This window comes from Pseudoalteromonas marina, from assembly GCF_000238335.3.
GTDB lineage: Bacteria > Pseudomonadota > Gammaproteobacteria > Enterobacterales > Alteromonadaceae > Pseudoalteromonas > Pseudoalteromonas marina.
This window is the reverse complement of record NZ_AHCB03000005.1, coordinates 179,228-206,112: the sequence shown is the minus strand read 5'-3', so window position 1 is coordinate 206,112 and position 26,885 is coordinate 179,228. Positions and strand designations below refer to the sequence as shown.

Annotated in this window: 25 protein-coding genes and 1 pseudogene; 5 read left to right on the top strand and 21 right to left on the bottom strand. The window is 37.9% G+C overall.

Annotated features, from left to right (window positions below; genetic code table 11):
- Positions 1-65: 65 nt before the first annotated feature.
- The 5 genes from PMAN_RS00930 to PMAN_RS00910 form a co-directional block, all read right to left on the bottom strand.
- Positions 66-491, bottom strand: coding sequence for a group I truncated hemoglobin (locus PMAN_RS00930; protein ID WP_010555622.1), 426 nt, complete (start codon positions 489-491; stop codon positions 66-68).
- On the bottom strand, positions 491-1,324 hold the full coding sequence (locus tag PMAN_RS00925) for a DUF3034 family protein (protein WP_033035114.1): 834 nt from the start codon (positions 1,322-1,324) through the stop codon (positions 491-493). The genes PMAN_RS00930 and PMAN_RS00925 overlap by 1 nt, the downstream gene beginning before the upstream one ends.
- A complete protein-coding gene (locus tag PMAN_RS00920) occupies positions 1,311-3,626 on the bottom strand; it encodes a bifunctional diguanylate cyclase/phosphodiesterase (RefSeq protein ID WP_010555620.1) in 2,316 nt (771 codons plus the stop codon). The genes PMAN_RS00925 and PMAN_RS00920 overlap by 14 nt, the downstream gene beginning before the upstream one ends.
- Entirely contained in the window at positions 3,616-4,281 is a 666-nt protein-coding gene (locus PMAN_RS00915) for a methylamine utilization protein (RefSeq protein ID WP_010555619.1), read from the bottom strand. The genes PMAN_RS00920 and PMAN_RS00915 overlap by 11 nt, the downstream gene beginning before the upstream one ends.
- Positions 4,282-4,403: 122 nt before the next feature.
- The gene (locus PMAN_RS00910; RefSeq protein WP_010555618.1) at positions 4,404-5,507 is read right to left on the bottom strand and encodes a phosphoribosylaminoimidazolesuccinocarboxamide synthase; all 1,104 of its coding nucleotides are present in this window, start codon (positions 5,505-5,507) and stop codon (positions 4,404-4,406) included.
- Between the two features lie 200 nt (positions 5,508-5,707).
- Here PMAN_RS00910 and PMAN_RS00905 point away from each other — a divergent pair, with 200 nt between their 5' ends.
- Genes PMAN_RS00905 through PMAN_RS00890 form a run of 4 tightly spaced genes read left to right on the top strand, consistent with a single transcriptional unit; the run spans position 5,708 to position 9,250 of the window.
- The gene (locus tag PMAN_RS00905; RefSeq protein WP_010555617.1) at positions 5,708-6,781 is read left to right on the top strand and encodes a CDP-glycerol glycerophosphotransferase family protein; all 1,074 of its coding nucleotides are present in this window, start codon (positions 5,708-5,710) and stop codon (positions 6,779-6,781) included.
- An 8-nt stretch (positions 6,782-6,789) separates the two neighbouring features.
- Positions 6,790-7,476 (top strand): ABC transporter ATP-binding protein, encoded by a 687-nt coding sequence (locus PMAN_RS00900; protein ID WP_033035109.1) that lies wholly within the window; start codon positions 6,790-6,792, stop codon positions 7,474-7,476.
- The gene (locus PMAN_RS00895) at positions 7,473-8,735 is read left to right on the top strand and encodes an ABC transporter permease (RefSeq protein WP_010555615.1); all 1,263 of its coding nucleotides are present in this window, start codon (positions 7,473-7,475) and stop codon (positions 8,733-8,735) included. The genes PMAN_RS00900 and PMAN_RS00895 overlap by 4 nt, the downstream gene beginning before the upstream one ends.
- Positions 8,736-8,749: 14 nt before the next feature.
- A complete protein-coding gene (locus PMAN_RS00890) occupies positions 8,750-9,250 on the top strand; it encodes a DUF3299 domain-containing protein (protein ID WP_010555614.1) in 501 nt (166 codons plus the stop codon).
- A gap of 106 nt (positions 9,251-9,356) precedes the next feature.
- On the opposite strand, the gene PMAN_RS00885 is transcribed toward PMAN_RS00890, so the two are convergent.
- Entirely contained in the window at positions 9,357-9,701 is a 345-nt protein-coding gene (locus PMAN_RS00885; protein ID WP_008130187.1) for a four helix bundle protein, read from the bottom strand.
- Positions 9,702-9,886: 185 nt separating this feature from the next.
- Positions 9,887-10,360, bottom strand: a complete 474-nt coding sequence (locus PMAN_RS00880) for a peroxiredoxin (RefSeq protein ID WP_010555613.1) — start codon at positions 10,358-10,360, stop codon at positions 9,887-9,889.
- Between the two features lie 800 nt (positions 10,361-11,160).
- Between PMAN_RS00880 and PMAN_RS00875 the strand changes: the two genes are divergently transcribed.
- Positions 11,161-12,606, top strand: a complete 1,446-nt coding sequence (locus PMAN_RS00875) for a capsule assembly Wzi family protein (protein ID WP_010555612.1) — start codon at positions 11,161-11,163, stop codon at positions 12,604-12,606.
- A gap of 1,269 nt (positions 12,607-13,875) precedes the next feature.
- On the opposite strand, the gene galU is transcribed toward PMAN_RS00875, so the two are convergent.
- From galU to PMAN_RS00810, 14 genes and pseudogenes are all read right to left on the bottom strand, one after another.
- Positions 13,876-14,796 carry a UTP--glucose-1-phosphate uridylyltransferase GalU gene (galU, locus tag PMAN_RS00870; RefSeq protein WP_010555611.1) on the bottom strand — a complete coding sequence of 307 codons (921 nt, stop codon included), beginning with the start codon at positions 14,794-14,796 and terminating at the stop codon, positions 13,876-13,878.
- A gap of 207 nt (positions 14,797-15,003) precedes the next feature.
- The gene (locus tag PMAN_RS00865; RefSeq protein ID WP_010555610.1) at positions 15,004-16,008 is read right to left on the bottom strand and encodes an NAD-dependent epimerase; all 1,005 of its coding nucleotides are present in this window, start codon (positions 16,006-16,008) and stop codon (positions 15,004-15,006) included.
- Positions 16,009-16,098: 90 nt separating this feature from the next.
- On the bottom strand, positions 16,099-16,281 hold the full coding sequence (locus PMAN_RS19195; protein WP_277927390.1) for a four helix bundle protein: 183 nt from the start codon (positions 16,279-16,281) through the stop codon (positions 16,099-16,101).
- 43 nt (positions 16,282-16,324) lie between these two features.
- Positions 16,325-16,474: pseudogene (locus tag PMAN_RS19190) on the bottom strand (four helix bundle protein); the annotation flags it as partial.
- Positions 16,475-16,589: 115 nt separating this feature from the next.
- Entirely contained in the window at positions 16,590-17,756 is a 1,167-nt protein-coding gene (locus tag PMAN_RS00855; protein WP_010555609.1) for a nucleotide sugar dehydrogenase, read from the bottom strand.
- A gap of 33 nt (positions 17,757-17,789) precedes the next feature.
- Complete coding sequence (locus PMAN_RS00850) at positions 17,790-18,668, bottom strand: hypothetical protein (protein ID WP_010555608.1); 879 nt, start codon at positions 18,666-18,668, stop codon at positions 17,790-17,792.
- A 5-nt stretch (positions 18,669-18,673) separates the two neighbouring features.
- A complete protein-coding gene (locus PMAN_RS00845; RefSeq protein ID WP_010555607.1) occupies positions 18,674-19,258 on the bottom strand; it encodes an acyltransferase in 585 nt (194 codons plus the stop codon).
- Complete coding sequence (locus PMAN_RS00840) at positions 19,245-20,093, bottom strand: hypothetical protein (RefSeq protein WP_010555606.1); 849 nt, start codon at positions 20,091-20,093, stop codon at positions 19,245-19,247. The genes PMAN_RS00845 and PMAN_RS00840 overlap by 14 nt, the downstream gene beginning before the upstream one ends.
- Entirely contained in the window at positions 20,054-21,133 is a 1,080-nt protein-coding gene (locus tag PMAN_RS00835) for a glycosyltransferase family 4 protein (protein WP_198434400.1), read from the bottom strand. The genes PMAN_RS00840 and PMAN_RS00835 overlap by 40 nt, the downstream gene beginning before the upstream one ends.
- Positions 21,126-22,178 carry a hypothetical protein gene (locus PMAN_RS00830; RefSeq protein WP_010555604.1) on the bottom strand — a complete coding sequence of 351 codons (1,053 nt, stop codon included), beginning with the start codon at positions 22,176-22,178 and terminating at the stop codon, positions 21,126-21,128. The genes PMAN_RS00835 and PMAN_RS00830 overlap by 8 nt, the downstream gene beginning before the upstream one ends.
- The gene (locus tag PMAN_RS00825; RefSeq protein WP_010555603.1) at positions 22,171-23,178 is read right to left on the bottom strand and encodes a hypothetical protein; all 1,008 of its coding nucleotides are present in this window, start codon (positions 23,176-23,178) and stop codon (positions 22,171-22,173) included. Before PMAN_RS00825 ends, PMAN_RS00830 begins: the two co-directional genes overlap by 8 nt.
- A 1-nt stretch (position 23,179) precedes the next feature.
- Complete coding sequence (locus PMAN_RS00820) at positions 23,180-24,163, bottom strand: sugar transferase (RefSeq protein ID WP_422613655.1); 984 nt, start codon at positions 24,161-24,163, stop codon at positions 23,180-23,182.
- A 39-nt stretch (positions 24,164-24,202) separates the two neighbouring features.
- Complete coding sequence (locus tag PMAN_RS00815) at positions 24,203-26,425, bottom strand: polysaccharide biosynthesis tyrosine autokinase (RefSeq protein ID WP_010555601.1); 2,223 nt, start codon at positions 26,423-26,425, stop codon at positions 24,203-24,205.
- A 15-nt stretch (positions 26,426-26,440) separates the two neighbouring features.
- Entirely contained in the window at positions 26,441-26,875 is a 435-nt protein-coding gene (locus PMAN_RS00810) for a low molecular weight protein-tyrosine-phosphatase (RefSeq protein WP_010555600.1), read from the bottom strand.
- Positions 26,876-26,885: the final 10 nt, after the last annotated feature.

Genomic DNA, 26,885 nt, shown 5'->3' with positions numbered 1-26,885 from the left:
AATATTGTTCATTGTACATAACTAATGGCTTGTATTGTAGGTAAACAGAAAATAATGTTTATCCACTATATGTTAATAATGTCGCCTCTTAATGGCGCCATTTTTGACAAAATTTTATTTTGAATAGGATGAGGTATATTTTGCTCATTCATGGCATTTACTAACAAATCAACAACATGATTAAAATCTTTTTCTGTTATATTCATGCCGGTGTGTATGTCTACCATTGAATCACCTGCGTAGCTGTATTTACACGGACCATCGGTAAGCATGCACATATGCAAAATAAAACCTTGACGAAAATGCGCTATGTTTGTGTGCTCAAAATAGTGAAATACCTGCTCGTCATTGCCAATTTGATTAATAAAGCTATCAATTAGTTTTTCTATGCCGGCGTTGCCGCCAATTTGGTAATATAAAGTAGGCGGTGCTTTATTCGCACAGCCCATTAAAATACCAACACATAAAAAACCAACTGCAATTAACTTCATTACCAATACCCTGTTACCGATAAGTACCAACCGGTTTGATCGTCTGCCCCTGCAATACGCCCTAAATCTAAATATGCGGCAGTTACACTCACATTTTTATTAGGCATCCAGGCAACAAAAACGTCTTTCCAATCCTGCTCGCCCAGGTTTAAATTATTTGCTTTTTGACGATACTCAATACCGATTGCCAATTCACGACTTAAAAATACAGCGGTGCTACCTTCAAATAAAAACGCGCTGTCAGCATTTTGACCACCATAACCGAGTAGTCCCAATTCATTGGCTGCACTATAGCGTGTTGTTACATTCCAAAACCAGTTATAACCTGCAAATGCACCTAAGTGAAGCTTACTGGCAGCCAAGTAATAATCTGTACCGCTGGTATCCTCTGCGCCAACAAGTTTGGCTACGGTGCCGTCATCTAGCGATTTATGCTGTATACCTAAACTTAATTGCGGCCATTGGCTGTAAACAATATCACCATATAAACGTATTTTTGCACTGGTAATCGATTGCTCTATTTCTGTGTTAAGCGCAGGCACGTCAAACTGCTGAATTGCGTAACTTAGCTCTACCCGATTAAATAAGTTTAATTGCGCACCACATACATTTAATGCGTAGTCGCTTACATCGGCTCGGCTACAAAAACCATTTACCGAAAATTCATCTTCGCTCGCATACCCGGCAAGCTGAGCCCAAGGCACAATGCCGCCGCCGCCACTACCTTCAATTTGTGATACGCCAGGTGTTGCTAATAATTTCCCGCTGCTTGCAAAAATAGGCAAACTTATCAGCAATAAAACACAAGCAAATAAAAACCTAATTTTTAACATAGTATTCTTCTAGCCATTGTTCTAGTAACTCTGCTTTTAAAGGGCGACTCAAGTAGTAACCTTGCGCATGGTCGCATTGCATTGTTTTGAGTAAAGCTAACGACTCTTCGGTTTCTACTCCTTCAGCCACCACCGAAAAACCTAACTGATGCCCAAGCGTAATTGACGATTGCACTATAAATTGATCTTTTTGCGACGCATCTAGCTTTAAAATAAAACACTTATCGAGCTTAAGCTCATCAATAGGCAACATTTTTAAACGCCCCAGCGATGTTTGCCCAACCCCATAATCGTCAAGCGATATTTTAACGCCAATTTGCTTTAAATCTTTGAGGGCTTTTATGCCCTTTTCTTCGTTTTCTATCATGTCACGCTCAGTCAATTCAATAGTGATTAACCTTGCATCCACATTATGCTTTTTAAGCGTAGCGACTAACGCGGCATGAAAACCCGGAAACGCAATATCTTGTGCCGATACATTAATGGCGGCTTGCAGCTCAATGCCCTTCGACTTCCAATCGGCAACTTGCGCAACAACGGTATTTATTACCCATGCAGTTAGTTCAACAATTAGCCCTGAGCGCTCAGCTAAATCAATAAATAACTCGGGGTTAACCCAGCTGCCATCTTTACGCTGCCAACGAATAAGTGACTCAACTTTATCTATTTTTTGAGTTTGCATATGCAACTTGGGCTGGTAGGTCATAAACAACTGACCATCGTCATCGCTAATAGCTTGCTTTAATTCATCAAGCATAATTAAACGATCTAAGTGGGCCTCGTCCTCGCCATCTTGGTAGTAATGTATATGGTTTTGGTTATTGGCCGCATTTTCTACGGCAATAAGCACTCGCCTTACTAAGTCGTCACTGGCAGTGCCTTGCGATGGGTATTGCAATATCCCGGTACTAAACTGTAAATTAATTTTCAGCTTTTGAATGGTATAACACTCTTGAAGCCTAGCAATTAATCCCTCTATGCCGCACTTTTTCTCGCTAACCGCACTGCTTGGAAATACCGTTAAAAACTCATCTCCTCCAATACGCGCATGAATCCCACCAAACTCATCCGAAAACTCACTAATTCTGCATGCCACGGTTTTTATACATTCATCGCCAATGCGCGGGCCCAGCTTATCGTTTATATGTCGTAAACCCTTTATGTCTATTGCTACAAGCGTATATTGGGTGGATTCGCTTAATTCGTTGTCTAGCACTTCTAACATTGCAGAGCGATTATAAAAGCCGGTTAAAGTATCGTGACGCGCCTGAAAACTAATTTGTTGTTCGCGCTTATTGATGTCATTACCCATGTTGTCGAACGCATTCACTAAGGTCGTTATTTCTGTACTTTGTTTTTTACCTTTAAACTCAAAATTATAATTACCTTGTGCAAACTGCTTAGCAATTACAACCAACTGAGAAAGCGGCGTTGTTAAGTTGTTAGCCAATAAGCTACTTGTTATTACACCTACAAACATCGTTAAGATAGACAGAATGATAAGGGTAAAAAATAGCTTTTCAAAATCGCTATAGCTTTGTGTTAAATCGGCACTTAATAAAATAATAATTGGGTGTGTTGCCAAAGAGGCTAAATTAATATCTCGGTTTCGGTAAACTGGGTACTCGCCAAATATTCGTGAGGTGGTGGCCGAGTTAAAATAACCCACCGGTTCAAAAGGCGTTGGGCGCTCATCTAGCGAGCTAATAACTAAGTTGTCGGCACTGCCTACAAAACTTACGTCCATGCCTGTTAAGTTTTTAAGCTCGCTTGCAACACTGTCGTCTATTTTAAAGCCTACTAAACTGTAAGCTATGGTTCTTGGGGCTTTCACAGGTAATAAAATGACTTGGTAAAGCTCATTGTTTAATACTACAAATGTGGATTGCTCTTGTGCGTTAAATAGCTCTGCGAGTAAAGGGCGCAAGTCGTCTTCAAAGGCATCTTGCTCTATGTTTGACGAAATTAGCTGACCCGATAAATCTATAAGCAACATTAATTGCGCGTCTATCCGTTGGCTGTGATTATACAAAACACTGCTTATGGTGCCGGCATCGCGTGTAGCAACCGCTTGTTTAAAGCCAAAATCGGCAGTCAATACTTTAGCCGCAGTTAACAATAAGCTTTCTTTTGAGCTTAAATATTGCTTATAAACGTTTTGCGCAACACTTATGTCTTGGTCTACTTTTTGTTCTTGAAACTGACTTGTTGACCACCAAAAACTAGCAACACTCACCAGCGTTGTTAATAACACCAGCCCTACACAGAGTGAGGTAATTCGGTTTTTTAAACTATGAGTCATTACCAGCCTTAAATTTGCTACCGAAGGTGTTTCTTGGTGCTGGTGTAGATGTGTTTACCGTGATGGTGTGTTTGCTTTTAGCGCTTACTGTTATAATTTTTTTATTCTCCAAAGGTGCTGCTTGCAAAGCGTGCCATACACTTAATTCAATCGGTAATAGGTTATTTGGCAAGGTTACTTTGCCTTGCTTATTTGTTTTATAAACATGTTTACTACCTGCCACATATATATAGCCAACCATAGAGTCGTGAATATTACACCCCAAAACAACGACCCCTGGATTATCAAAAGTAATAGGGGCTTTTGGTTGCCCTGAATATAACTTTAGCTGAAAAGGCTTAGCTTGCGAAAAAGAATACACATGATGGCGAATATTATCGCTGTTAGGAAAGTCAACTTGCTGCCCTTTTTGCACAACTAATAGCTCTGGCAAAAACTGTTTATGAACTTGGTCCATAGTGGCTACTGGAAGATTTGGCTTGGCTAATTGCTCGGCGTTAAAATGTAGCTCAATAACAGCATTTGCTAGCTTACTACCGTGTTGATCTTCTACTACCAACTCCAGTGCAGCGGCGTCAGAAAAGTAACCAAAAAACAAACCCATGGTTAAAAAACGGCAACTTTTAGTTATTTTTTGCAAACCACGTTCAAACATAACAACACCTAACTATTAACGTTAGGTTAAGGTAATTAATTACAGGGGTTAATTGCAAGGAATATAGCCCAGTAACTAAAAATAAAAAGTTAGCCACTGGGTTTTTTAGTTCTTTAGTATGGCTATTTTACAATTAAGCCATAATCAGCGTCTAAAATAGAAATGACTTCTTGGCGCGGATCCTCAGGAATGGTAATTGCTTCACCAACTATTTTGCTGGCAATACCCACATAAGTATTAGACACTTCAAGCATGACTGATTCGGGTAAAATATACTCTTTTGCTAATTTTTCGCGCTCAGCCATACGATCTTTGTTTAGTAATACGTCGCTTTCTGGCACGTTATCAATTAACAATTGGCGAAAGCCTTCTTTAGAGTTTTCAACAATTTTACCATCTCGATACGCAGCGCCATCCCATATACGCGATGAATCTGGTGTGCCCACTTCGTCGATGTAAATAAGCTGTTGTGCACCATTTAGATCTTCTACGTACCCAAATTCAAATTTGGTATCTACAAAAATTTGGTCAAGCTTGGCAAGCTCTTTACTAATTAAGCCAAAGCCTTCTACTAACAGCTTTTCGTATTTTGCAACGTCGTCTGCCGACTTAAAATTAAATATACCTAGGTTATTTGTTATGTTCTCGCGGGTAATGTTTACATCGTCTACTGGCGGTATGTCGGCAACGCCTTCAATAATCCCCTTGGTTGATGGCGTAATAAGTACATTATCGAGTTTTTGATTCGCGTTTAACCCTTCAGGTAAATCTATACCGCAAAAGTTACGTGTCCCTTTAGCGTAATCACGCCACATGCTACCCGTAATATATTGGCGCGCTATCGCCTCTACCTTAACTGTGCTTGCTTTACGAACTATCCATACATATGGGTGCGGAATATCCACAATATGATTGCCAGCTAAGCCTGCTTCGTCAAATAATTTAAACCAGTAGGATGCAACAGTGTTAAGTGCTATCCCCTTACCCGGCACTCCATTTAAGCCATTTTCGCCTTGCCAAATACAATCAAACGCTGAAATGCGGTCCGAAATCACCATAATAGCCAGCTCAGTACCTGCGGGTACTTTGTAGCCTTTATCTTTAATTAATCGTGCACTGTCTTCGTCTGTTAGCCAATAAACTGAACGCACTTTACCACTGTGTACTTCACCTTTGGTGCGGATGGGTAAATCATCGTTTACGTCTAAAACTTTATAGCTAGTCATGCTATCTCCGGGGTTAGGGATGCTCTATGAGCAAAGTATGGTATGGGGTTATGTGCGGTATGATAATCCAGCCAACTTCAAAGCTCAATCTTGGGCTTAAAACTAAATAACCTGAACTTTGGTTAAGAGATTTAGCAAGAATATTTATATGGTTGTCACAATCGGGTAAACTGGCTGTGCTATTGAGTCGAGGAGCTAGCTTGAACTACTTAACCACCACCAAAAATAAAAAATACTTAATGTATATATCTCAAAATTATTCATACGCAATTTTGAGGCCTATTCAGGCGGCCATATTAGCGAATGGTGGTCAGGTACGCTGGTTTTTACAAGGTAGCTCTGTAAACCCTGACTTTTTAACACCCGATGAAATACGCCTTAATTCAATAAACGATATTCACAACTGGAAACCCGATGCTACGTTTGCACCGGCCAATTTAATTCCTACGTTTTTTCCGGGTATTAAAGTGGGTGTATTTCATGGTTTTGATGCCGGGAAACTTGATAAAAAAGGGAACAACGACCACCTAAAAGCAAGGGGCTGCTTTGATCTTTACTGTACACAAGGCCCTAATACCACAGTGCCATTTAAAGCCTTACAAAAAAAGCTTGGTTATTTTAAAGTAACTGAAACGGGTTGGCCAACGCTCGACCGCTTGTTTACTGGCGAATTACAAACCCCATATACCAGTAAAAGCGACTCTCGCCCTACACTTTTAATTTGTTCTACTTTTTCAAAACGTTTATCACTTGCACCTAAACTTTACGAGCAAATAAAGCACTTTAGCGAAACAGGAAAGTGGCGCATATTAATGCAGTTTCATCCTAAAATGCCTATTGAGCTTGTTAATAAATACAAGGCGTTAAGTAATCAAAACTTAACGTTTATTGAAACCGACGACGTAGTCCCCTTATTAAAGTCGGCCGATGTAATGCTGTGTGATACCTCGTCGGTGCTTTTAATGTTTATAGTGCAACGCAAGCCTGTGGTGACCTTTTGTAATAATGCCCCAGACAAGCACTTACTAAACGTAACAGAACCAAATAAGCTAGAAGACGCGATAGACCTTGCATTCACCTACCCTAAAACATTGATGCAAAATATAGAAAGCTACTGCCAACAGCTGCACCCATACACAGACGGTAAATCAAGTGAGCGAGTAGTGGCTGCAACCAATGAGTTTTTACTTAGTGACGAAAAGCTAAAACCTAAACCATTTAATATTATTAGGCAGTTTAAAACGCGTAAAGACCTTAATTATTGGAAGTGGTAAACCAAACAATGATAAGCCTAAATAACGTTATTTTTAAATGGCATAAAAACGATAAAACGCCCACGCTAACTATTAGCAAACTAAATATTGAAAAAGGCCAACATGTTTTTTTACATGGCCCAAGTGGTTCGGGTAAATCAACGTTACTTGCCTTACTTGCCGGTATAAATACAGCCACCAGCGGCAATGTCACGTTATTAAACCGCACCTTAAATACCCTAAGTAACACTCAACGAGATGTATTTAGAGCTGACCACATTGGTATTATTTTTCAAAACTTCAACTTACTTCCTTATCTATCGCCTATTGAAAACGTTATGCTGGGCTGCCAGTTTTCAAAAAAGCGCCAACAAAAAGCATTAAGCCACTCTGCCACGTTAAATAATGAGGCTACACGGCTATTAAACGCGCTGGGTTTAACAGAGCAATATCATAATAAGAGTGTGGCAGAGTTAAGTATTGGCCAACAACAACGCGTGGCCGCCGCACGCGCATTTATTGGTAACCCAGAAATTATAATTGCCGACGAGCCAACCTCAGCCCTTGATACACAAAACCGCGAAAGCTTTATTAACTTATTGTTTGAACAAGCGAGTAATACAAACAGCACACTGATATTTGTAAGCCATGACGAAAACTTAAAGCCGCTGTTTAATCGCTCAATCGACTTAGTAAGTTTGCAGGAGACATTATGATCCTTACAAAGCTTGCTTTTAAAAGCCTATTAAATAGACGTGCAAGTGTTGTTTTAACACTGTTTACCATTGCCGTTAGCGTTATGCTATTGCTAAGTATTGAGCGTGTTAGAGTTGATGCTAAAAGCAGCTTTAGCAATACTATTTCAGGTACCGATTTAATTGTAGGAGCCCGCACCGGCGATATTCAATTACTGCTTTCATCGGTCTTTAGAATTGGCCACACCAATAATGGCGTGAGCTGGCAAAGCTACAAATACATAACAAGCCAACGCGGCGTAAAATGGAGCATTCCCATTAGCCTTGGCGACAGCCATAAAGGCCAAGCCGTGTTAGGTACAACACCCGATTACTTTATCCATTACCGCTTTGCTAAAAAACAACATTTGAGTTTTAGTGCAGGGAATCCTTTTAGCACTATTCACGGCGTGGTATTGGGCAGTGAGGTAGCTACAAAACTAGGCTACAAGCTGGGCGATAGCATTGTAATATCTCATGGTATGGGTAATACTAGTTTTCATCATCACAACGACAACCCGTTTGAAGTAGTCGGTATTTTAAACCCGACGGGTACCCCGGTCGATAAAACACTGCATATACCGCTTGCCGCTGTTGATTTAATTCATGGCGGTAACACAAACGATGAGCATGATGAGCATGATGAGCATGATGAGTATGATGAGTATAACAACCTAACTGGCCACCCTAAACAAATCACTGCATTTTTAATGGGGTTTGATTCGCCTTTGTATACACTACAAATTAGGCGCAATATAAATCAGTACAAGCCCGAGGCTCTATTAGCCATTATGCCAACCGTTACACTAAAAGACTTATGGGAAATGCTCGCCATTGTTGAAAAAATACTGCTACTTTTCTCCTTTGTTGTTGTACTAGTAAGCCTGCTTGGTATGCTAACCACGTTGCTTGCAAATCTTAATCAACGCCGCCGTGAACTTGCTATATTGCGCTCAGTTGGTGCAAGGCCATGGCAGCTATTTACACTTATAAGTATGGAATCCTTGCTTACAACATTTTTAGGCTGTGTGTTTGGGTGTGTGTTATTTTACGCCACATTATTTTTAGGAGCCGACTACCTACAAAGCCATGCGGGTATTAGTGTAAATATAGCTATGCTTTCACGCTATGAACTCACCCTCATAGGCGTTATTATGGCGGCGGGTTTTATTATTGGTTTAATACCAGCCACTCGTGCTTATTTTTACTCACTCAGCGACGGCATGAGTATAAAAACATAATGTTTAGGAATTTTATGACACTTTTTAAAACAGCTTTTAATGCTTTTTGCATATTAAGCTTAGCCATTATCACCTTTACAAGTAATGCTAATCCACCTAAAGAAATTTTTTGGGAAGACTTAATTCCAAAAGGCCATGTGCAAATTGACACCCAAGCACAAGCGAACCACGAAGGCAGCGATCAAAACTGGGTACAGCCCGACTTAGACGCCCCTGTAGTAAAAGAACTAAACGGGCAATCTGTCAGCTTACCCGGCTTTGTTGTACCGCTAGAGGGCGATAGCGAAGTAATCACAGAATTTCTATTAGTACCGTATTTTGGCGCCTGCATACACGTACCACCACCGCCACCTAACCAGCTTGTACACGTTACTATAAAAGGCGGCGTACCAATCGAAAGCCTATACGATGCAATTGTAGTCACAGGTATTATTACAACAGAAACCTGGTCAGGTGAATTAGCGCAGGTAGGTTACAAAATGAAAGCAGTCGGCGTAGCACCGTTTGAGCTTTGAAAAAGTTTTCAGTTTTCAGTTTTCAGTTTTCAGTTTTCAGTTTTCAGTTTTCAGTTTTCAGTTTTCAGTTTTCAGCGCGGAGAATGAATAGCTAAACACTCTAAAGTTAGCTGTTATCAAACTTATTTTTAAGGCTTGTTAACATAGCAGCTAATTCTTTTGTTTCTATTATCCATTGTTGGCTTGTTGACTTATTTAAGTAACCTATTTCTGTGCCTATGTATATCTGTGTTCTAGCTTCTGCAAGAGAAGCCCTAGCTATATCTATAAATCTACTTTTCTCTTTATAGCTTTCTCTACACACACCTTCTGCAATGTTGCTCGGCACTGAAAGGCCTGAGCGTGTTAACTGATCTCTGAACCCATAATCTTTTATATCTGCTGTAGACCTGTAAATATCTACGCTAAGACGTGCAGATCGTTTCCATACATCTAAATTTTCAAAATTCATTAGTGTTACTTTTATTTATATCATTTTTACTAGCTTAGTTTTAAATATACAAATAACAACTAGCTAACTAAACTAGCCAAAAAATACAATATTCATTAATAACTAAAATCTTCAGTCTAATCACTAATGTCTAAAAGCTTCTATCTGATAACTAAGTACTAACCACTGACAAACTAAATGAGGCCTTAAAGCTTTTCTAAGACATGCTCTGCGCGGCTTACTGCGAACTCTTTGCCCTCTTCTACAAATAACCCAGTAACGACCGCGTTATTTACAATCATCGCGTAGCGAGATGAACGAATACCACCAAAGCCAGCGGTGTCTTTTTCAAGCCCGAGTGCTTTAGTAAAGCTTGCATCACCATCGGCTAGCATTAATACTTCTTCAGAGTTTTGCGAGTCGCCCCATGCTTTCATTACAAAGGCATCGTTTACCGAAACACAATAAATAGCATCAACACCTTTTGCTTTAATTTTATCAGCAAGCGTAATAAATTCAGGTAAATGCGCATTTGAACACGTTGGCGTAAACGCCCCCGGCACAGCAAATAACACCACTTTTTTACCATCAAATAATTCTTTGTTAGTCAGTGTTTGCATACCTTCGCTTGTTAACTGCGTAAGTGTAACCTCTGGTACGTTTTGGCCTTGTTCAATCATGATAAATCCTTAAAAATATAAATAACGAATAGCCCATAGCATAGTGGACTTTGCTAATAGGCGCAGCTTTATTATCAATAAGCATAAATACAAATTTTTCACACAATATACGTTAAGGTACAAGTTGGAATGCTCATCTACTAATGCAAACTTACAGTAGCACAGCGAATTTAATGTATGCGCTTTGCTTGCTAACGTACTTTGTTTATAGATAGTTAAATAAACAACCTTTTACGTGAGCAAGCTTCACACCTTCGTTGAAATAACTCTAAAAATTAATTACCACCGAGAACACTGAGGCGCTGCGCACTTCACAGAGAAGAGCGTAATACAATATATATGTTTTAGAATTACTTCTCCTGTACTACTCCTTGTCTTCTCTGTGGTGATAATAATGTTTTATTTACTTTATCAACTAGGTACGGCGCCCAAGTTACATAACAAGTTTGACCACCGAGAGCACCGAGGCGCTGCTCGCTACACAGAGAAGAGCTTAATACAATGAATTGGTTTTAAAATCACTTCTCCTGCACTGCTCCTTGTCTTCTCTGTGGTGAATAAGTCACTTTTGTAAATAACGCTCATCATTACAAACCTTAATGGCTATTCTGATAACTGCCGCCAACTCAAACGGAAAACTAACATCTGTAACTGCCATCTAATACCTAGAAACTTCAACCTTATAACTAGCAACTTAAAACCACTGCCTATAAACGCTTTTTTCTTTCTTACTAACGTATTTATTGCTAACCTCGCATTAACGTATTTACTTACTATAAAAATTGGCTAACGGAATAATTATGCTCAAAAAAATATCGTTACTTATCGCATTAGCATTAAGTACAAACGCTTTAGCTAAAGGAGGCGTATCGCCCTATTTACCTTTAAACCAAGCACCAGAGTTAGAGCATAATGTAGCGCGCCTTTTAGCAGTAAGTAAAAATACGCACATTATGAGCAAGCCTTATAAAGCGCACGACATATATAACGTACTACAAACCATAAGGCATAGTTACCCAGAGCTTTACCAAACCCTGTCGTACCAAATAAGCCCGTACATTCAAAGCGATGCAGGCACATTTGCTAAAGCAACCCTTGCTGCCGGTACAAAAAACAAAACACTGCCAAACCAACGTGGGCAAACTACTAAAACCAACTTAATTGTTGAAGGTGGCGCTTACGCTAACTTTGGCCGTTACTTTGGTGTAAGTGTGGCAGGCATTGCAAACGAAGACGAAATACTTCCAACACAAAGCTTTATTTACCTAGGTTATAAATACGCCCAACTCGATATAGGCTACCGTGAACACTGGTATTCACCTTTTAACGACAGCGCCATGCTATTAAGTACACACGCTAAAACAACACCGTCAATTACCATAAGTAATGTTGAACCAATAACCAGCTTTAATATTCGATACGATATGTTTATTAGTAAAATGACCGAGCAGCGTGGAATTTTAAAAACGAATAAGAATGCAGCAATTGAAAAGGTATTTGAACCTGGTAAACCTTATTTATACGGCTTGCATATTAGCTTTGCGGCAACAGATAATTTAACTATTGGGCTAAGCCGTTTAATGCAATTTGGTGGTGGGCCGCGCAAGGTTACATTTAAAGACTTTGCCGAAGGTTTTTTTACACCTGGTACCAAAGATAATGTTTCCAGTACTGAGGCAAAAAACTTAGATGACCAGTATGAATTAGGTGATCAGTTAGGCTCAATCACTTTTGAATATAACAATAGCCTATTTGATTTACCCTACGAATTTTATGGTGAAATAGCCCTTGAAGATACACTTGGTGGCGGCTCACGTAATAACGCATATAGTTTTGGAATATATTTACCTTTTGTTGCAAGTAACCACAGCTTACGTTTTGAACATAGTAACTGGCAAGGCGGCTGGTATAAAAACAGTCTTTACTCAGATGGAAATCGTAATTCCGGTAATGTTATTGGCCACTGGGGAGGTGATGAGCACGACTATACAGACTATACCCCAGCTAAATCGATGAGTATTAACTGGCATTGGCAACTTAGCGTTAAAGAAGGCTTAAATACAACGTTACGTAGCCTTACAAACAAACGTGATGGTTACGAAACCAGTTATGAACTCCAAACAGCCTATACGCGTAAATTAAACAAACCTGTTTGGGGTGCTAAAAGCGTAGGCGCTGAGCTTTACCTAGGTAAAGATGTGTATGGCGAAGCATTTTCGAGAATCGCCCTCTCAGCTAGCTTTTAAATTTGAAAGCGCGAATTTATTTCGCGCTTTCAAAGGCGATATAATACCTATCCAAAACTAAACGTCACTAAATACCACCAGAGTATTCAAGCTTGTTTTTGTAGGCGCTTTGCTTGCTAACGCGTTTAGCAATTTTCGCGTGAGCAAGCTTCACGCCTACATTTAAGGATGTAATTACCGCTGAGCACACCGAAGTACTGCGCGCTACACTGAGGAAATATACTATTTTTTAGTATCTTCTCCTTTACTTCTCAGTGGTGATAATAGTGTTTATTCACTTTATCAGCCAAATACAAAGCTTGCCTAAAAAACAATTTCTACCACCGAGGGCACCGAGGCGCTGCGCGCTACACAGAGGAAATATACTATCTTCTCCTGCACTGCTCCTTGTCTTCTCTGTGGTGATAATAATGTTTTATTTACTTTATAAATCAAGTACAAAGCTTAACCATAAAACAATTTCTACCACCGAGTGCTCCGAGGCGCTGCGCGCTACACAGAAGAAATATACTATCTTCTCCTGCACTGCTCCTTGTCTTCTCTGTGGTGATAATAATGTTTTATTTACTTTATAAATCAAGTATAAAGCTTAACCATAAAACAATTTCTACCACCGAGGGCACTGAGGCGCTTCGCGCTACACTGAGGAAACATACTATCTTCTAGTACCTTCTCCTGCACTGCTCCTTGTCTTCTCTGTGGTGATAATAATGTTTTATTTACTTTATAAATCAAGAACAAAGCTTAACCATAAAACAATTTCTACCACCGAGCGCACTGTGGTGCTACGCGCTAAATAGAGAAGAGCGTAATACAATGCATTGGTTTTTAAATGACTTCTCCTGCACTGCTCCTTATCTTCTCTGTGGTGATAATAATGTTTTATTCACTTTATCATTTAGGTAAAAATTTAACCGCAAGACAATTTCTACCACCTAGAACACCACGACCAGTTTTTGTAGGCGCCTTGCTTGCTGGCGCGTTTAATTTATACATAGTCACATTAACAACCTTTTGCGTGAGCAAGCTTCACGCCTACGTGGAAATAACTCTAAAATAATTACCACCGAGGGCACCGCGGCGCTGCGCGCTACACTGAGGAAACATACTATTTTTTAGTATCTTCTCCTGCACTGCTCTTTGTCTTCTCTGCAGTGAAAACAATGTCTTATTCACTTTATCAGCCAAATACTAAGCTTGCCTAAAAAACAAAAAACCGTGTTTAAACTAAACACGGTTTCATAATTTTAAAATTAGCCAAATTGTTTATTACAAATTAACCACATTGTTTAATGTTGGTGCATTTTCACCATTAACCAATGTGTTTAAATGCTGTGCAAATTCTTTACCCAGCTTTTCATCGCGCATACCGTATTCAACAATCGCCTTTAAATAACCAAGCTTATCACCACAATCATGTGCGCGGCCACTCATATGAAATGCCTCAACCGTTTCTTGCGCCATTAACGCATCAATAGAGTCGGTTAATTGTATTTCGCCACCCGCCCCTACTGGAGTTTTAGCAAGTAATGGCCAAATATTTTTACTCAATACATAACGGCCAACTACAGCAAGGTTTGACGGCGCAGCATCAACCTCTGGCTTTTCAACCATAGTTTTAATTTTAGCGCTCTCACCAGCAACTAATTGCACACCATTAATATCGGCAATACCGTATTTACTTACGTCATCCATAGCGACAGGCTCAAGCATTATTTGGCTTGCTGCCGTCTCATTAAAACGTGCGATCATAGCGGCTAGGTTTTCTGTTTTTTGGTTAGCCGTGTACGCATCAAGTATTACGTCTGGCAATACAACTACAAAATCGTCATTCCCTACAATAGGCTTTGCACATAAAATAGCGTGGCCTAACCCTTTAGCCTCACCTTGGCGAACGTGCATAATGGTTACGTCACTTGGGCAAATAGAGCGCACTTCTTCAAGTAGTGTGCGTTTAACGCGTTTTTCAAGCGTTGCTTCAAGCTCGTAGCTGGTATCAAAGTGGTTTTCTATCGCATTTTTAGAGCTATGGGTAACTAACACAATTTCTTTAATGCCTGCAGCAACACACTCGTTAACAATGTACTGAATAAGTGGCTTATCAACTATAGGGAGCATTTCTTTAGGGATTGCTTTAGTCATTGGTAGCATACGCGTGCCAAGGCCAGCAACAGGAATTACAGCTTTCATGGGTAGTCCTTTATTTTTTAAATTAATTATTTTTAAACTAACAGATTAAATGTAGATAGAAGATGAATAAAAAACACATTGTCAGTTGTCAGTTGTCAGTTGCCAGTTGTCAGTTGTCAGTTGTCAGTTGTCAGTTGTCAGTTGTCAGTTGTCAGTTGTCAGGTAATTAAAGCACAGTTTTTTTAAAGGCTGTGCTTTTAATAAAGCTTATTTATAAAAGTCTTTATACCATTTAATTAACTCGCTAACGCCTTGCTCAACACCAACTTGAGCTTTATAGTTCGTCGCATTAAACAGGTCTTGCGTATCAGCGTAGGTTTTATAAACATCACCCGCCTGCATTTCGCGGAAATTTTTATTTGCCTCAGTACCAAGCTCAGCTTCAATGGCTTCAATAAACTTCATTAGGTTTATTGGGCTACCGTGGCCTATATTATAAACCGCATAAGGAGCTGAGCTTGTAGCAGGCGAGCCGTTTTCTACTCGCCAGCTTGGGTTAACTGTAGGTATAACATCGGCAGCGCGTACAACACCTTCAACAATGTCGTCAATATAAGTAAAGTCACGCCACATATCACCATTGTTGTTTATATCAATGGTATCGCCGTCGAGTATTTTTTTAGTAAAAATATACGGTGCCATATCTGGGCGACCCCATGGTCCATAAACCGTAAAAAAGCGTAAGCCTGTGGTAGGTAAACTATATAAATGCGAATAGCTATGTGCCATTAGCTCATTTGCTTTTTTAGTTGCCGCATAAAACGATACCGGGTGGTCAACACTGTCGGTTGTTTCAAATGGTGTTTTTTCGTTTAGGCCATAAACAGAGCTAGATGATGCATAAACAAGGTGCTTAACTTTGTTATGTCTACACCCTTCAAGCACATTTAAGTGCCCTACTAAGTTCGAGTCGGCATAGGCGTCTGGGTTTTCTATTGAATATCGCACACCCGCTTGCGCAGCTAAATGTATTACTTTATCAAACTGCTGAGCTGCAAATAACTCACTCATTGTTTCACGTTCGCTTATATCAAGCTTAATAAACGTAAAGTTTTCGTGGTTTTCAAACTGCGCTAAGCGTGCAAGCTTTAAACTTACATCGTAATAATCGTTTAGGTTGTCTATACCTATAACAACATGGCCAGCAGCCAATAATTTTTGACACGTTGCTGCACCAATAAAACCTGCAGCACCTGTAACTAAATATTTCATAATTTCCTAATCTTTAAACTGATAAAGTTGAAAGTTGAAAGTTGAAAGTTGAAAGTTGAAAGTTGAAAGTTGAAGACTAAAAGCCTAACCCTAAGTTTCAATCGTTTTCATTAAGGAAGATATCATTTTTGATAACTGCCTAGTCGCTTCTATCCAAATTTCTGCTGTTTTTGTATCAACCTCACCAATTTTTAAAGCAATATATAACTGTGAACGAAGCTCTCCACAGCTACCTTTAGAGTAAGAGAGAAAACGACAATAGTCTTTAGCAATTTTCCTTTCATAACGTTATTCGATGAATCCCATCATCTCACCTCTACGAGGCAGCACAAGTGCGTTCAAAATTTGCTCCTGCAATTTTGTCAGCAATATTTGATGAAATTGATAATGCAGATCGTGTAATTTGATCTTTTAGCCCAAATTGCTTACTAGTCTTAAAATAAATAAAAACTTCACAAGCTAAGTCAGCAGAGCGTTGCTAAACGTTTAAATCTTCAAATTGCACAACGCCCCCTACTATAAATTAACCTTAAGTCTTTAACCTTCGGTCTTTAATCTCAAGCCTTTAACCTATTATCCAATCAATCACTACCAAATAAATCACGTGTATATACTTTATCTGCAATATCGCTTAGCTCTTCAACCATACGGTTAGAAACCACAACGTCAGATATCTGCTTAAACTCGTTTAAGTCTTTTATTACGCGTGAATGGTAAAATTCGTTTTCTTCAAGAACTGGCTCATAAACAACCACCTCAATACCCTTAGCTTTAATACGCTTCATAATACCTTGAATAGCAGAGGCTCTAAAATTATCTGAGCCTGTTTTCATTACTAAACGGTAAACGCCTACCACTTTAGGGTTTCGCTTAATAATTGAATCGGCAATAAAGTCTTTACGTGTCGTGTTTGCATCTACAATTGCGCCAATAATATTATTTGGTACGTCTTGGTAGTTAGCACGCAGTTGCTTGGTATCTTTTGGTAAACAGTAGCCACCATACCCGAACGATGGGTTGTTATAATGGCTGCCAATTCGAGGGTCTAACCCCACACCTTGTATAATTTGCTTGCTGTTTAAACCGTGTGCCTCTGCGTAGCTATCAAGCTCATTAAAGTACGCTACGCGCATAGCTAAGTAAGTGTTAGAAAATAACTTAATAGCTTCAGCTTCTGTTGAGTCAGTAAATAATACTTCAACATCTTGCTTAATAGCACCTTGCTTAAGTAAGTTAGCAAAAATAGTGGCGCGTTCGCTTTGCTCGCCTACAACAATGCGTGAAGGGTGCAAGTTATCGTAAAGCGCTTTGCCTTCACGTAAAAACTCTGGCGAAAAAATTAAGTTTTCAGCACCTAATTGCTTTTTAATATCGGCAGTAAACCCAACCGGAATGGTCGACTTAATAACCATTACCGCATTTGGGTTATGCGCCATAGCATCTTTAATCACGGCTTCAACCGAGCTGGTATTAAAGTAATTGTTTTCAACATCGTAGTCGGTTGGCGTGGCTATAATTACATAATCAGCATTTTTATAAGCAGCTACTTTATCGGTAGTGGCTGTAAAGTTTAAGTCACTACGTAATAAAAATTCACTAATTTCAGTGTCAACAATTGGCGACTGCTTGTTATTTAATAGTGCTATTTTTTGCTCGTCAATATCAAGTGCTACTACTTCGTTATATTGCGATAACAGCATAGCGTTTGAAAGGCCTACGTAGCCAGTTCCAACAACTGCGATTTTCATATTTCATCCTTAATTTTTATCATTCAAATTGGCTCATATACTATTATTTATAAAATAATCATAGTAAATTGCTGAAACTTTCTCTGTACTGAGTAAATAGATGCTTTCTTTATTGGGCTCTAGTTTCACCCATGAGTCTAAGTAATACGTATAACGGAAACCCAGCTTATTTAACCCAAACTCTAAGAGTTGCTGTTTTGTAATATAAACAGTAACGCCTGAAGAAATAGCATCAACTAATGTGTGAGGGATACCTTCCCCATAACCCGCAGGCTGAAGGAAAGCGCCGCCAAAGGACATTATATCAGATTGATTTACGTAACCCGTGACTAACGGATTGAAAGATTTTAATGCCGTTTCATTAATAGCACTGTGGGAACAACCTACAATGACTAAATCAAATGAGCACTTAGAGAGGAAATTACAGATACTACCTTGGATATTTTTTATTTTTTCATCTCTTGATATAACTACCAACTTATTCTTGTCATTACCTATATTTTTTTTCTTCCCACCAGAACCTGGAACCCAATGAATATTACCCTGACAAGAAAGAGACTTGAAATACCTATAATCTAGATAATTTTGAAAAGTAAATATTTTATTTTTATTTTTATTCAATAAAAGCAACCAGAAAAGTCTGAACAACTTATTTTTTTTGTAACGCCCGAGACCATTGACAATAATACCAGCTCTCTTCCAAAAAAATAACATTATTAAAGTGTTAGATTTTAAATTAGAACTAATAATCATTCTGTTAGTAAAAAATAGGATAAATAATAATTTAATAAAATTTAAAGTACCATCAAAAAAACCTAACGACTCAAAGTGTATACCCCTTAATTTAAAAAGTTTTAATAACTCAGAACGATATCTTAAATTAAATTTTTCTTTGTCATTTAAAATATACAACGAATTCACCTTAATTTTTTAACAGCTACAGCAGGATTTCCTGCATATATGAAGTTACTTTCTAAATGACCTTTGACCACTGAATTAGCCGAAACAATTACATTATTACCTATATAACTACCAGGAGTGACAACAACGTTTGCTGCCAACCAAACATCATCACCAATATAAATAGGCCTTGCCTTATCAACTTCACTCAATCTATTTTCAGCAACTGATGAATGGCCATTATTATCAATCACTATAGTTCCAGCAGCCATCAGAACTCTAGAACCCACAATAATCTCACTCCTTGAATGAAAACTAACACCGTGCAACCTTGAGTTTTCACCAATTGTTAGATTAGCTCCCTTGTGTAGTACTATTTTTGTCCTTGAGTGCATATTTATATGATACCCGTAATTAGAAGAATTTATTAATACATTACCCCCTAATGACAACTTGGCGCCGCTATGCAACTCCAGCAAAGGTACACCTCTGAACTGAGCACTACTAGAGACATTTATCTTACTTGATAAATAACATAGGTTTTTAAAAAAAAAACCACAAACCCTAGAAATTATCATATTTAAACTATTAAACATTTTCATTAACCTCATTAGCCTTATTTAACTCATAAGATAAATAAATTAATACAATAACCAAATAAACACCGAAAAATATTGAGCTATCGAAAAAAATAAAACCAAACACTTGCGCAAGCAACCCAACATTAAAAACAATAAAAGAAGATACTATTACAGAAGTTGGGGGGCTACATTTGAAATATTTGCTCCATTCAAAAGCAGTTTTGCTTTTTAAGTATGACCAAACAAATAAAATCATTTGATTTAAAACCCTAAAAGCAATAAAAAATAGAGGCCCGACACTAAAAATGGTTAAAAAGTACCTTATATTTAAAGATGTTAGCTGCCTAAAAAGGCTTGAAAAAAAGTAACTAGGGACTTTTGGCAGTTCCAACTTTGAATTATAAATATAAATAACAAGCCTACTATAGGTTGCGAAAAGCAAAAAATATAACAAATATTTAAAGCTTAATTCAAACGTTAATGATAAGCCTAACAACGAAATACAGTTAAATGCTAGCTCGTATTTTTGATTTACCCTTCTCTCAAAATTAAAAGCATAAAAAGAGCTAATAATTTCGCCTAAAAATATTAAAGTGATTATAAAAAAAGAAAAAGCATAACCCATTGGTATAAGCGATAGTAAGCACATTATAGAAACATATATATTGGTCTTATTATACACATACGCAAAAAGCAAAGTGATTATTGGTAAAGCCCCTTCTAACACAAAAAATGATAAAAAAAGCTCGTCTGAATAAAAAAATGCAGCTACAAGAACGGAATATATTAACCTAAGAAATCTGTTAATTATAAATACTACTTGCCCTTGAAGTAGTTTTGATAGACTGATTGCCATCGATACCCCTCTGAGTACTCTCTTAATTTAGGGTCGAACTTATTAAGGTTGATTGCCTCCTCAATTTTGTCAGTAAGACATTTAATGTCACCTTCAGGAACAAGGTTTTCAGATGATATCACAACCTCACTGATTGCCCCTGAATCATATGCTATCACAGGGGTTGAACGTGAATAAGCTTCAATAATTACTCTTCCAAATTGCTCCGACCAAGGTACTGAAACTAATCTTTTAATCAAAGGCACATCCTTACCGTCGCTTTTTTTCGACGGCATAACTAGACAAACCGAGCTGTCTAAATGATCAATTAAGCTTTCTCTGTCCATCCAACTCAAAAATTTAATTGTAGGATACTGCCTTTCGAAGGATGACATATCTACTAAATCAGCCCTCCCCCCGACAGCTAGAAAATTTATACCTGAATGTTTTTCTGCCAAATACTCAGCTGCTTTTAAAAAATCTGAAAAGCCTTTTCTCTCAATAAAGTGCCCTATGAACAAAACAGTATTACGATTAGTTTCTTTAAATTCTTTATTATAAAATAGCTCTGGCACGCCATTTGGTAACACATTCAGTGTTTTCAACTTATAAAAATTTTCAGAAAATGATTTTGATAAATTACTAACTGGAAAAGTTTCTACATTATTTAATCTGGAAAACCATAGAACAAACTTAAAAATGAAAGGGAGCCTAAACTCTAAGTTTTGAGCTGCCCTGCAAGTAATACGCATCTCTTTTCTTGAAAAGTATTTAATTAAGCAACAAATTAAAACCGAAAAATATGTTGGTTCACCAACAACATGTATTCTATCTATCTCATTTTCAATAATTATTTTCTTTAACTTTTTATATGATGGCAACCATAGCGCACTCCGCCCCAGTAATTTACGCAAAAACTCGCTTGATGAACTGATATTTAAACCAAAATCAAATTTATTTTCGCCTATAACAACAACAAGGCCGTCTTCATCACAGGCTCTTAGGAATCCTTCAAAACCATTTTGATAATTTGGATCTACTAAAATAAGTTCTTTATCCATTATTAATTTCTCTATCTCTTTCATTTAGTAACAAAGCTAAAAACAAAAAAATGGCCCATACACCGTCTCTGTGAGAATCTATGGAGCTCATTAAAATAAAAGCAGTAAAACCGATAGCATAAAAACAGTTTCTTGATGACATCAAGCCGCTTATTAGTGATATAAATAATAAAGTAATACCCACCAAACCAGTATTATATATTACCGTTAAATAAAAGTTGTGGAAGATACCGGAATGTTCTATGACACCTTTAGATCCCATTTTAACTGTAAATGAATCACTACCGAACCCGTGCCCAAAAAACAGCTCTAAAACTGAGTTAGATATGCTATTAAAAACAAACGATGGTTCCGCTACTCTATAACCAAGTAAATATGAGTAAATTGGGGTGCCTATGAATAGATTTGTAAGATAATAAAGTATAAATATACCAACAACACCCGATAAAAGTATAAAAGCGGGCTTTTTAAAATAACTAATAAGAATTACCCCAACAAACCTTATCCCTGTGAAATATGTGAATGAGACAAGAAAAAAGCTTTTAAGAAAAAAGCTAGATCTGAAATTCATTAACAATACAACTGATGTCAAATGGCCAACTACATACCCACCGTTCACAGATTTATTTGCATTATAAATGGTAAAGTACAAAATAAGCTCAAAGAAAAAAGCTAAAAACACATAGTGCAACTTACTTTCGTAAACTATCGCTCCTGTTCTTATAATAACGAATGTTAAAAGGTAACTAAGCCAAAAGCCAAAATACATAACAGAAGTAGCGAAAGATGCATCCCCCCAGTAAAAGCTCAAAAACGAATATAAGAAGTAAACATAAATAGCTATATCAGCCTTCGTTATTCTCACCCTACTATTACAAGACAAGCATAGTATCAACGAAATAATCAGAAAAAAAAGTTTGATTGGAAAATAAGTACTTATCCCCTCGGATAAAGGGTTTAATATTGGGACTAATATTATTGAAAACCAAAAAAAGTGTATATAGCTTAGCTTCAAAGAACTACTTCTTTGAGTTAACTTATTCACTTTCAAATGTCCTTGATTTCATATATTTGTATGCCTCAGGACAGTTCGTTTTTACAAACTCCCTTAGATGTTTCTTTTTATTGTACAAACTGAACAAAGAGGTATTAACCTTATATGAATGCAAAAGTAATTCATCACTATAAAATGGTGAAAAAACATTATCAGACAACAAGTATTTATCTTTTTCTCTGTATTCAATTAAAATTTTAAAAAATACAGCTTGTAAAACTAGCTCGGCATTAAACTGACTCAAGCTTTTTAATAAATACTCATTTATCTCAGGAGAGTTATTTAACCTACATAAACTACGTATCTTAGACTCTTTATTTGAAAGCATAAGCTTTAAATAAAATTTTAATTTATGAAACTTATTTTTAAAATAATTACTTTGCGTATTAAGTTCTATTAAACTGATTTTCTCAGTAAGTCTAAAGAAAGTATTTTGAGGGTTTGCAAATAAAACTGTATCTGCGTATTGACCATCAACTATTAACACATCTTCATCTACAGATTTAGCCTTTTTTATCAGTACGTTTATGATAGGTGCAGCTACATCATTAGGGAGTCTCTTGTTTACTTCATAGAAATCAATAAGGCTTTGTTCTAGTTCAAATTTAGAAATGGAATGCTCTTTGTAATTTAAATTGTATTTATCACAAATAGCTCTTGTTGATTTTAAATCCGTAGAATTAGACTTTGTTAATCCACAAACAGCCCCAACTTCAATCGATTGATAATTTTTCGCCAAGAGGATTAGTAAGTAATTACTATCAACTCCACCACCGCAAAGTACATTTATCTTCGTATATTTTTTTTTATCTAATTGTCTTTGTATTTTGGATAATATGAATTGATCAATATCAGCTATGCTATTTACCTTACTTTTACTCATATTGAGCAATTTATTTACACTATCAAGTCTTGATTCTGTAAATTCTGCTGGTATAAATTTACCTTCCGTATCTTTTAAGAAATTATTAAACATTTCTTTTCTGTTCATCTTATCGACCCATTCCAAATAAAACAGTTTTTATAGTCATAACTAATATTTTTATGTCTAGAAGAGCTGAGTGATGCTTTATATAATGAATATCATACTTGTGCTTCCATATAGCGTCTTCAACCGATGCGCCATACGGGTAACTTACTTGGGCTAACCCCGTTACTCCTGGTTTAACTGCATGCCTAAAGCGGTAATATGGTATTTCTTTTTCGAGATCTTTTATAAATACTTCACGCTCAGGCCTTGGACCAACTATCGACATGGTTCCTTGTATAACATTTATTAGTTGAGGTATTTCATCTATACGTGTTTTACGAATAAATTTACCTACTTTTGTAACGCGTGCATCGTTTTTTGAAGCCCACTGAGCCCCATTTTTTTCAGCATCGTTTCTCATAGATCTAAATTTATACACTTCAAACTGTTTGTTATATTGGCCGGTACGCTTTTGCTTGAATAATATGGGCCCTGGGCTTTCTAATTTAATTAACAAAGCAGCAAATATTGAAAATGGAATGGTGATTATAAGGAGTAAAATAGCACTCACTATATCTACACAGCGCTTTGCTACTTGAGTACGTTTATTTGATAAAATAGAAAATGCTTTTTGGTGTAAAAAATAACTGCTATGTAGTAAACGCACCTCAGTATATTTTAATCTATCATCTAAATAGCTAACTAATGGCTCAACCCATGCACCACACTCTGTGGCATTAACTAAAAACTTACGCTGTTGTTTACTTAAATGCGCACTTTGGTAATGACATACTACTTTTTTAGTAAAGTCAGTAATAGTGTAATCGTTAATTATTATATCGAATGAATAATCATCAATAATTTCACCTATATTACTGGCGCACTCTTCTGGGCAAAATACATAAATTACACTTTGCTTTAGTGCTTCTGATTTTGATTTAAAGCTTTCAGTTATGAATATCGATTCTAGCTGTTCTTTATTATTAATAATAGGCTCTTCATTCATATCTGGTGTACCTACTTTCAGGTTCATGTACTGCTCTTTTTATTTATCTGATTTATATTCGTAGTTGTAGTAGCCGTAATAGCCATAAGCATTGCTGGCTTTTTTAACTACACCGTTAAATACTAGCCCTTTTACGTCTATGCCATTTTGTTCAAAACGATTACGGGTTAGGTCTATTTCACGTAGGTGGTTTTGGCCAAAACGCGCTACTAATAAAGTAGTGCCGGTATGTGCACTCACTATAGCCGGGTCGGTTACTGCCAGTATTGGTGGGGTATCTATAATTACTATGTCGTAAGCGTTGCTTACTTCTTCAACCAGTTTGCTAAAGTTACTGTGCATTAATAGCTCTGAGGGGTTTGGTGGTATTTGCCCGCGGGTAATTACATTTAAGCCTTCTACCTTGGTCGGTTTAGTAACTTGCTCCAGGTTTAAACGGCCTGAAAGGTAATCACTCAGGCCATCGTCCCACTTTAAGCCAAATTGAGTTTGTAGGTAGCCTTTACGCATATCGGCATCAATAATTAGTACCTTTTTACCACTCTGTGCTAGTACTGCCGCTAAGTTAACCGATATAAACGATTTACCTACACCCGGGCTTGGGCCCGATATAGCAATAATGTTGTTTTTAGCTTCCATCATCGCAAAGTGTAAGCTGGTGCGTAAGCTACGTAGCGCCTCAATTGAAAGGTCGGCTGGGTTATCAAGCGCTAGTAAGCTTTTTGCTTTACCGGCTTTGTTTTTGCGCCCTGTAAAACCGGCTAGTTTATCTTGATAGTCTGAGTGGGGTACGCTTGCGTATACCGGTATGCCTAGGCCTTCAATTTCGCTTGGGTCTTCTACCCCTTTATGCATGGCTTTTTGTATAAGCACAATAGCCACTGCAAGCATGCCACCTAGCATGGTTGCCATAACTACTATTAGCGCTTTTTTAGGTTTTACCGGTTTACTGGTATTTACCTCAGCGTAGTCTATTACGCGTACGTTACCTACTGTACCGGCGCGTACTATGTCTAGCTCTTGGGTTTTGCTCAGTAGCAACGTATAAATTTGGTTGCTTACCTCAACATCGCGCTTTAAGCGCAATAACTCTTGTTGGGTTTCGGGTAGGTTACCTACCTCGCCAATTAGCTCATTTTTTTGGCTTTCTACTGCTTGAATTTGCTCAATAATACCTTGGTATGCTGGGTGGTCTTTTTTGAATTTACGGCCAAGCTCTAAACGTTTTAGGTTTAGCTCTTGTAGTTTTGTTTCAAGCTTTACTACTTGCTCAAGCACGCCTTGGGTCTCAAGCGTTATGTTTATTGACTGGCGTTTTATTTGGTAGTCGTTAAAGCGCTGCTCGGCATATTCAAGCTGTTTTTTAATTTCAGGTAATTGTACTTCTAAAAATTCAAGTGACTTTTGTGCCTCAGCGCTATTGCGTTCTACATTACGGCGTACATAAATAGCGGCTACTTTATCAAGTACTTTTTCGGCATAACTTGGTTTGGTACTTTGTAGGCTTAAATTAATTATGCCAGAGTCTTTACCTTTTTCGCTTGCGCCAATGGCTGCTTGTAAATCAAGTATTGTATTAAGGCGGTCTTTACGGGTAATTATAAACTCGGTACCTGGGCGCGCATTAAGCCCGCGAACTGTTAGGTTAAATTTACCATTAGTAAGCTCCTCGCCTACTTTACCCGCCAGTATTTGCTCCCCATCACCATTGAGTAAAGCAACTCTTTTATCAGCCAGCGCCAAAAGTGTGAAACCTCTATTAATAGCTGTGCGTGGTACGTCAAACCTAAATATATTTATACTTTCGCCGCCCCATGCATAGCTGCTTGCACCAAAACTTGGTTCGGCTAGGTCGCCCTCTTCCATTGGGGTAAATTTACGGTAGGCACGGTTACCAATAAATGGGAAGAGCTTAGGCTCGGCCACAATGTCTAGTTTAAGTGAATCTACCGCTTCGCCAATGACACTGCGTGATTTAAGTAATTCTATTTCGGTTACGGCGGCAGATGTACTTTCGAACATGCCTGCCATGTCGTCAAACCCGGGGACCGATGCACTGCCGTCTTCAACTTGTATCATGGCGGTAGCTTGGTAAACTGGCGTACTTAATACTGCATAAATCACACCTATAAACATAAATAGTGCTGTTATGCCTGCTATAAAGTATTTGCGGTCGAGTAATGCACCTAGTAGTGCCATTAAATCGATTTCTTGCGTGGGTTGTGCGGTGTTTTTATTTTTACTTTCAGGCTGGGTATTCATTAAATTAGCCATTCCTTATAAATACTTTTGCCAAGCGCTGCATGCGCTATCGATTAATGTGTAAACGTGCTCAAATGCTTCGGTGCTTTGGCGGTAGGGGTCGGGTATTTCGGCGTTGTTAATCCATTTACCTAGCAAAAAGGTTTTACCGCGTGCCTCTGGGTAGCGTGCGTGTACATCGTTTAAATGGCGCTCTTCCATAACCAGTATTACGCTATTTTGCGCAACTAGCGCAGACGACAACTGCCGGCCTTGGTGCTCATCCATATTTACACCATGTGCTTGGGCAATTTGTTTTGCTTTTGCATCGGCCGGTTTACCTTCAAGCGCTGTTAGCCCTGCCGATGACACTTTAATATTTTTACCTTTAAGCTTTTGCTTTAATACATATTCACCAGTAGGGCTGCGGCAAATATTACCGGCACATACAACTAATACAGAATCGAACATTGTTATGCGC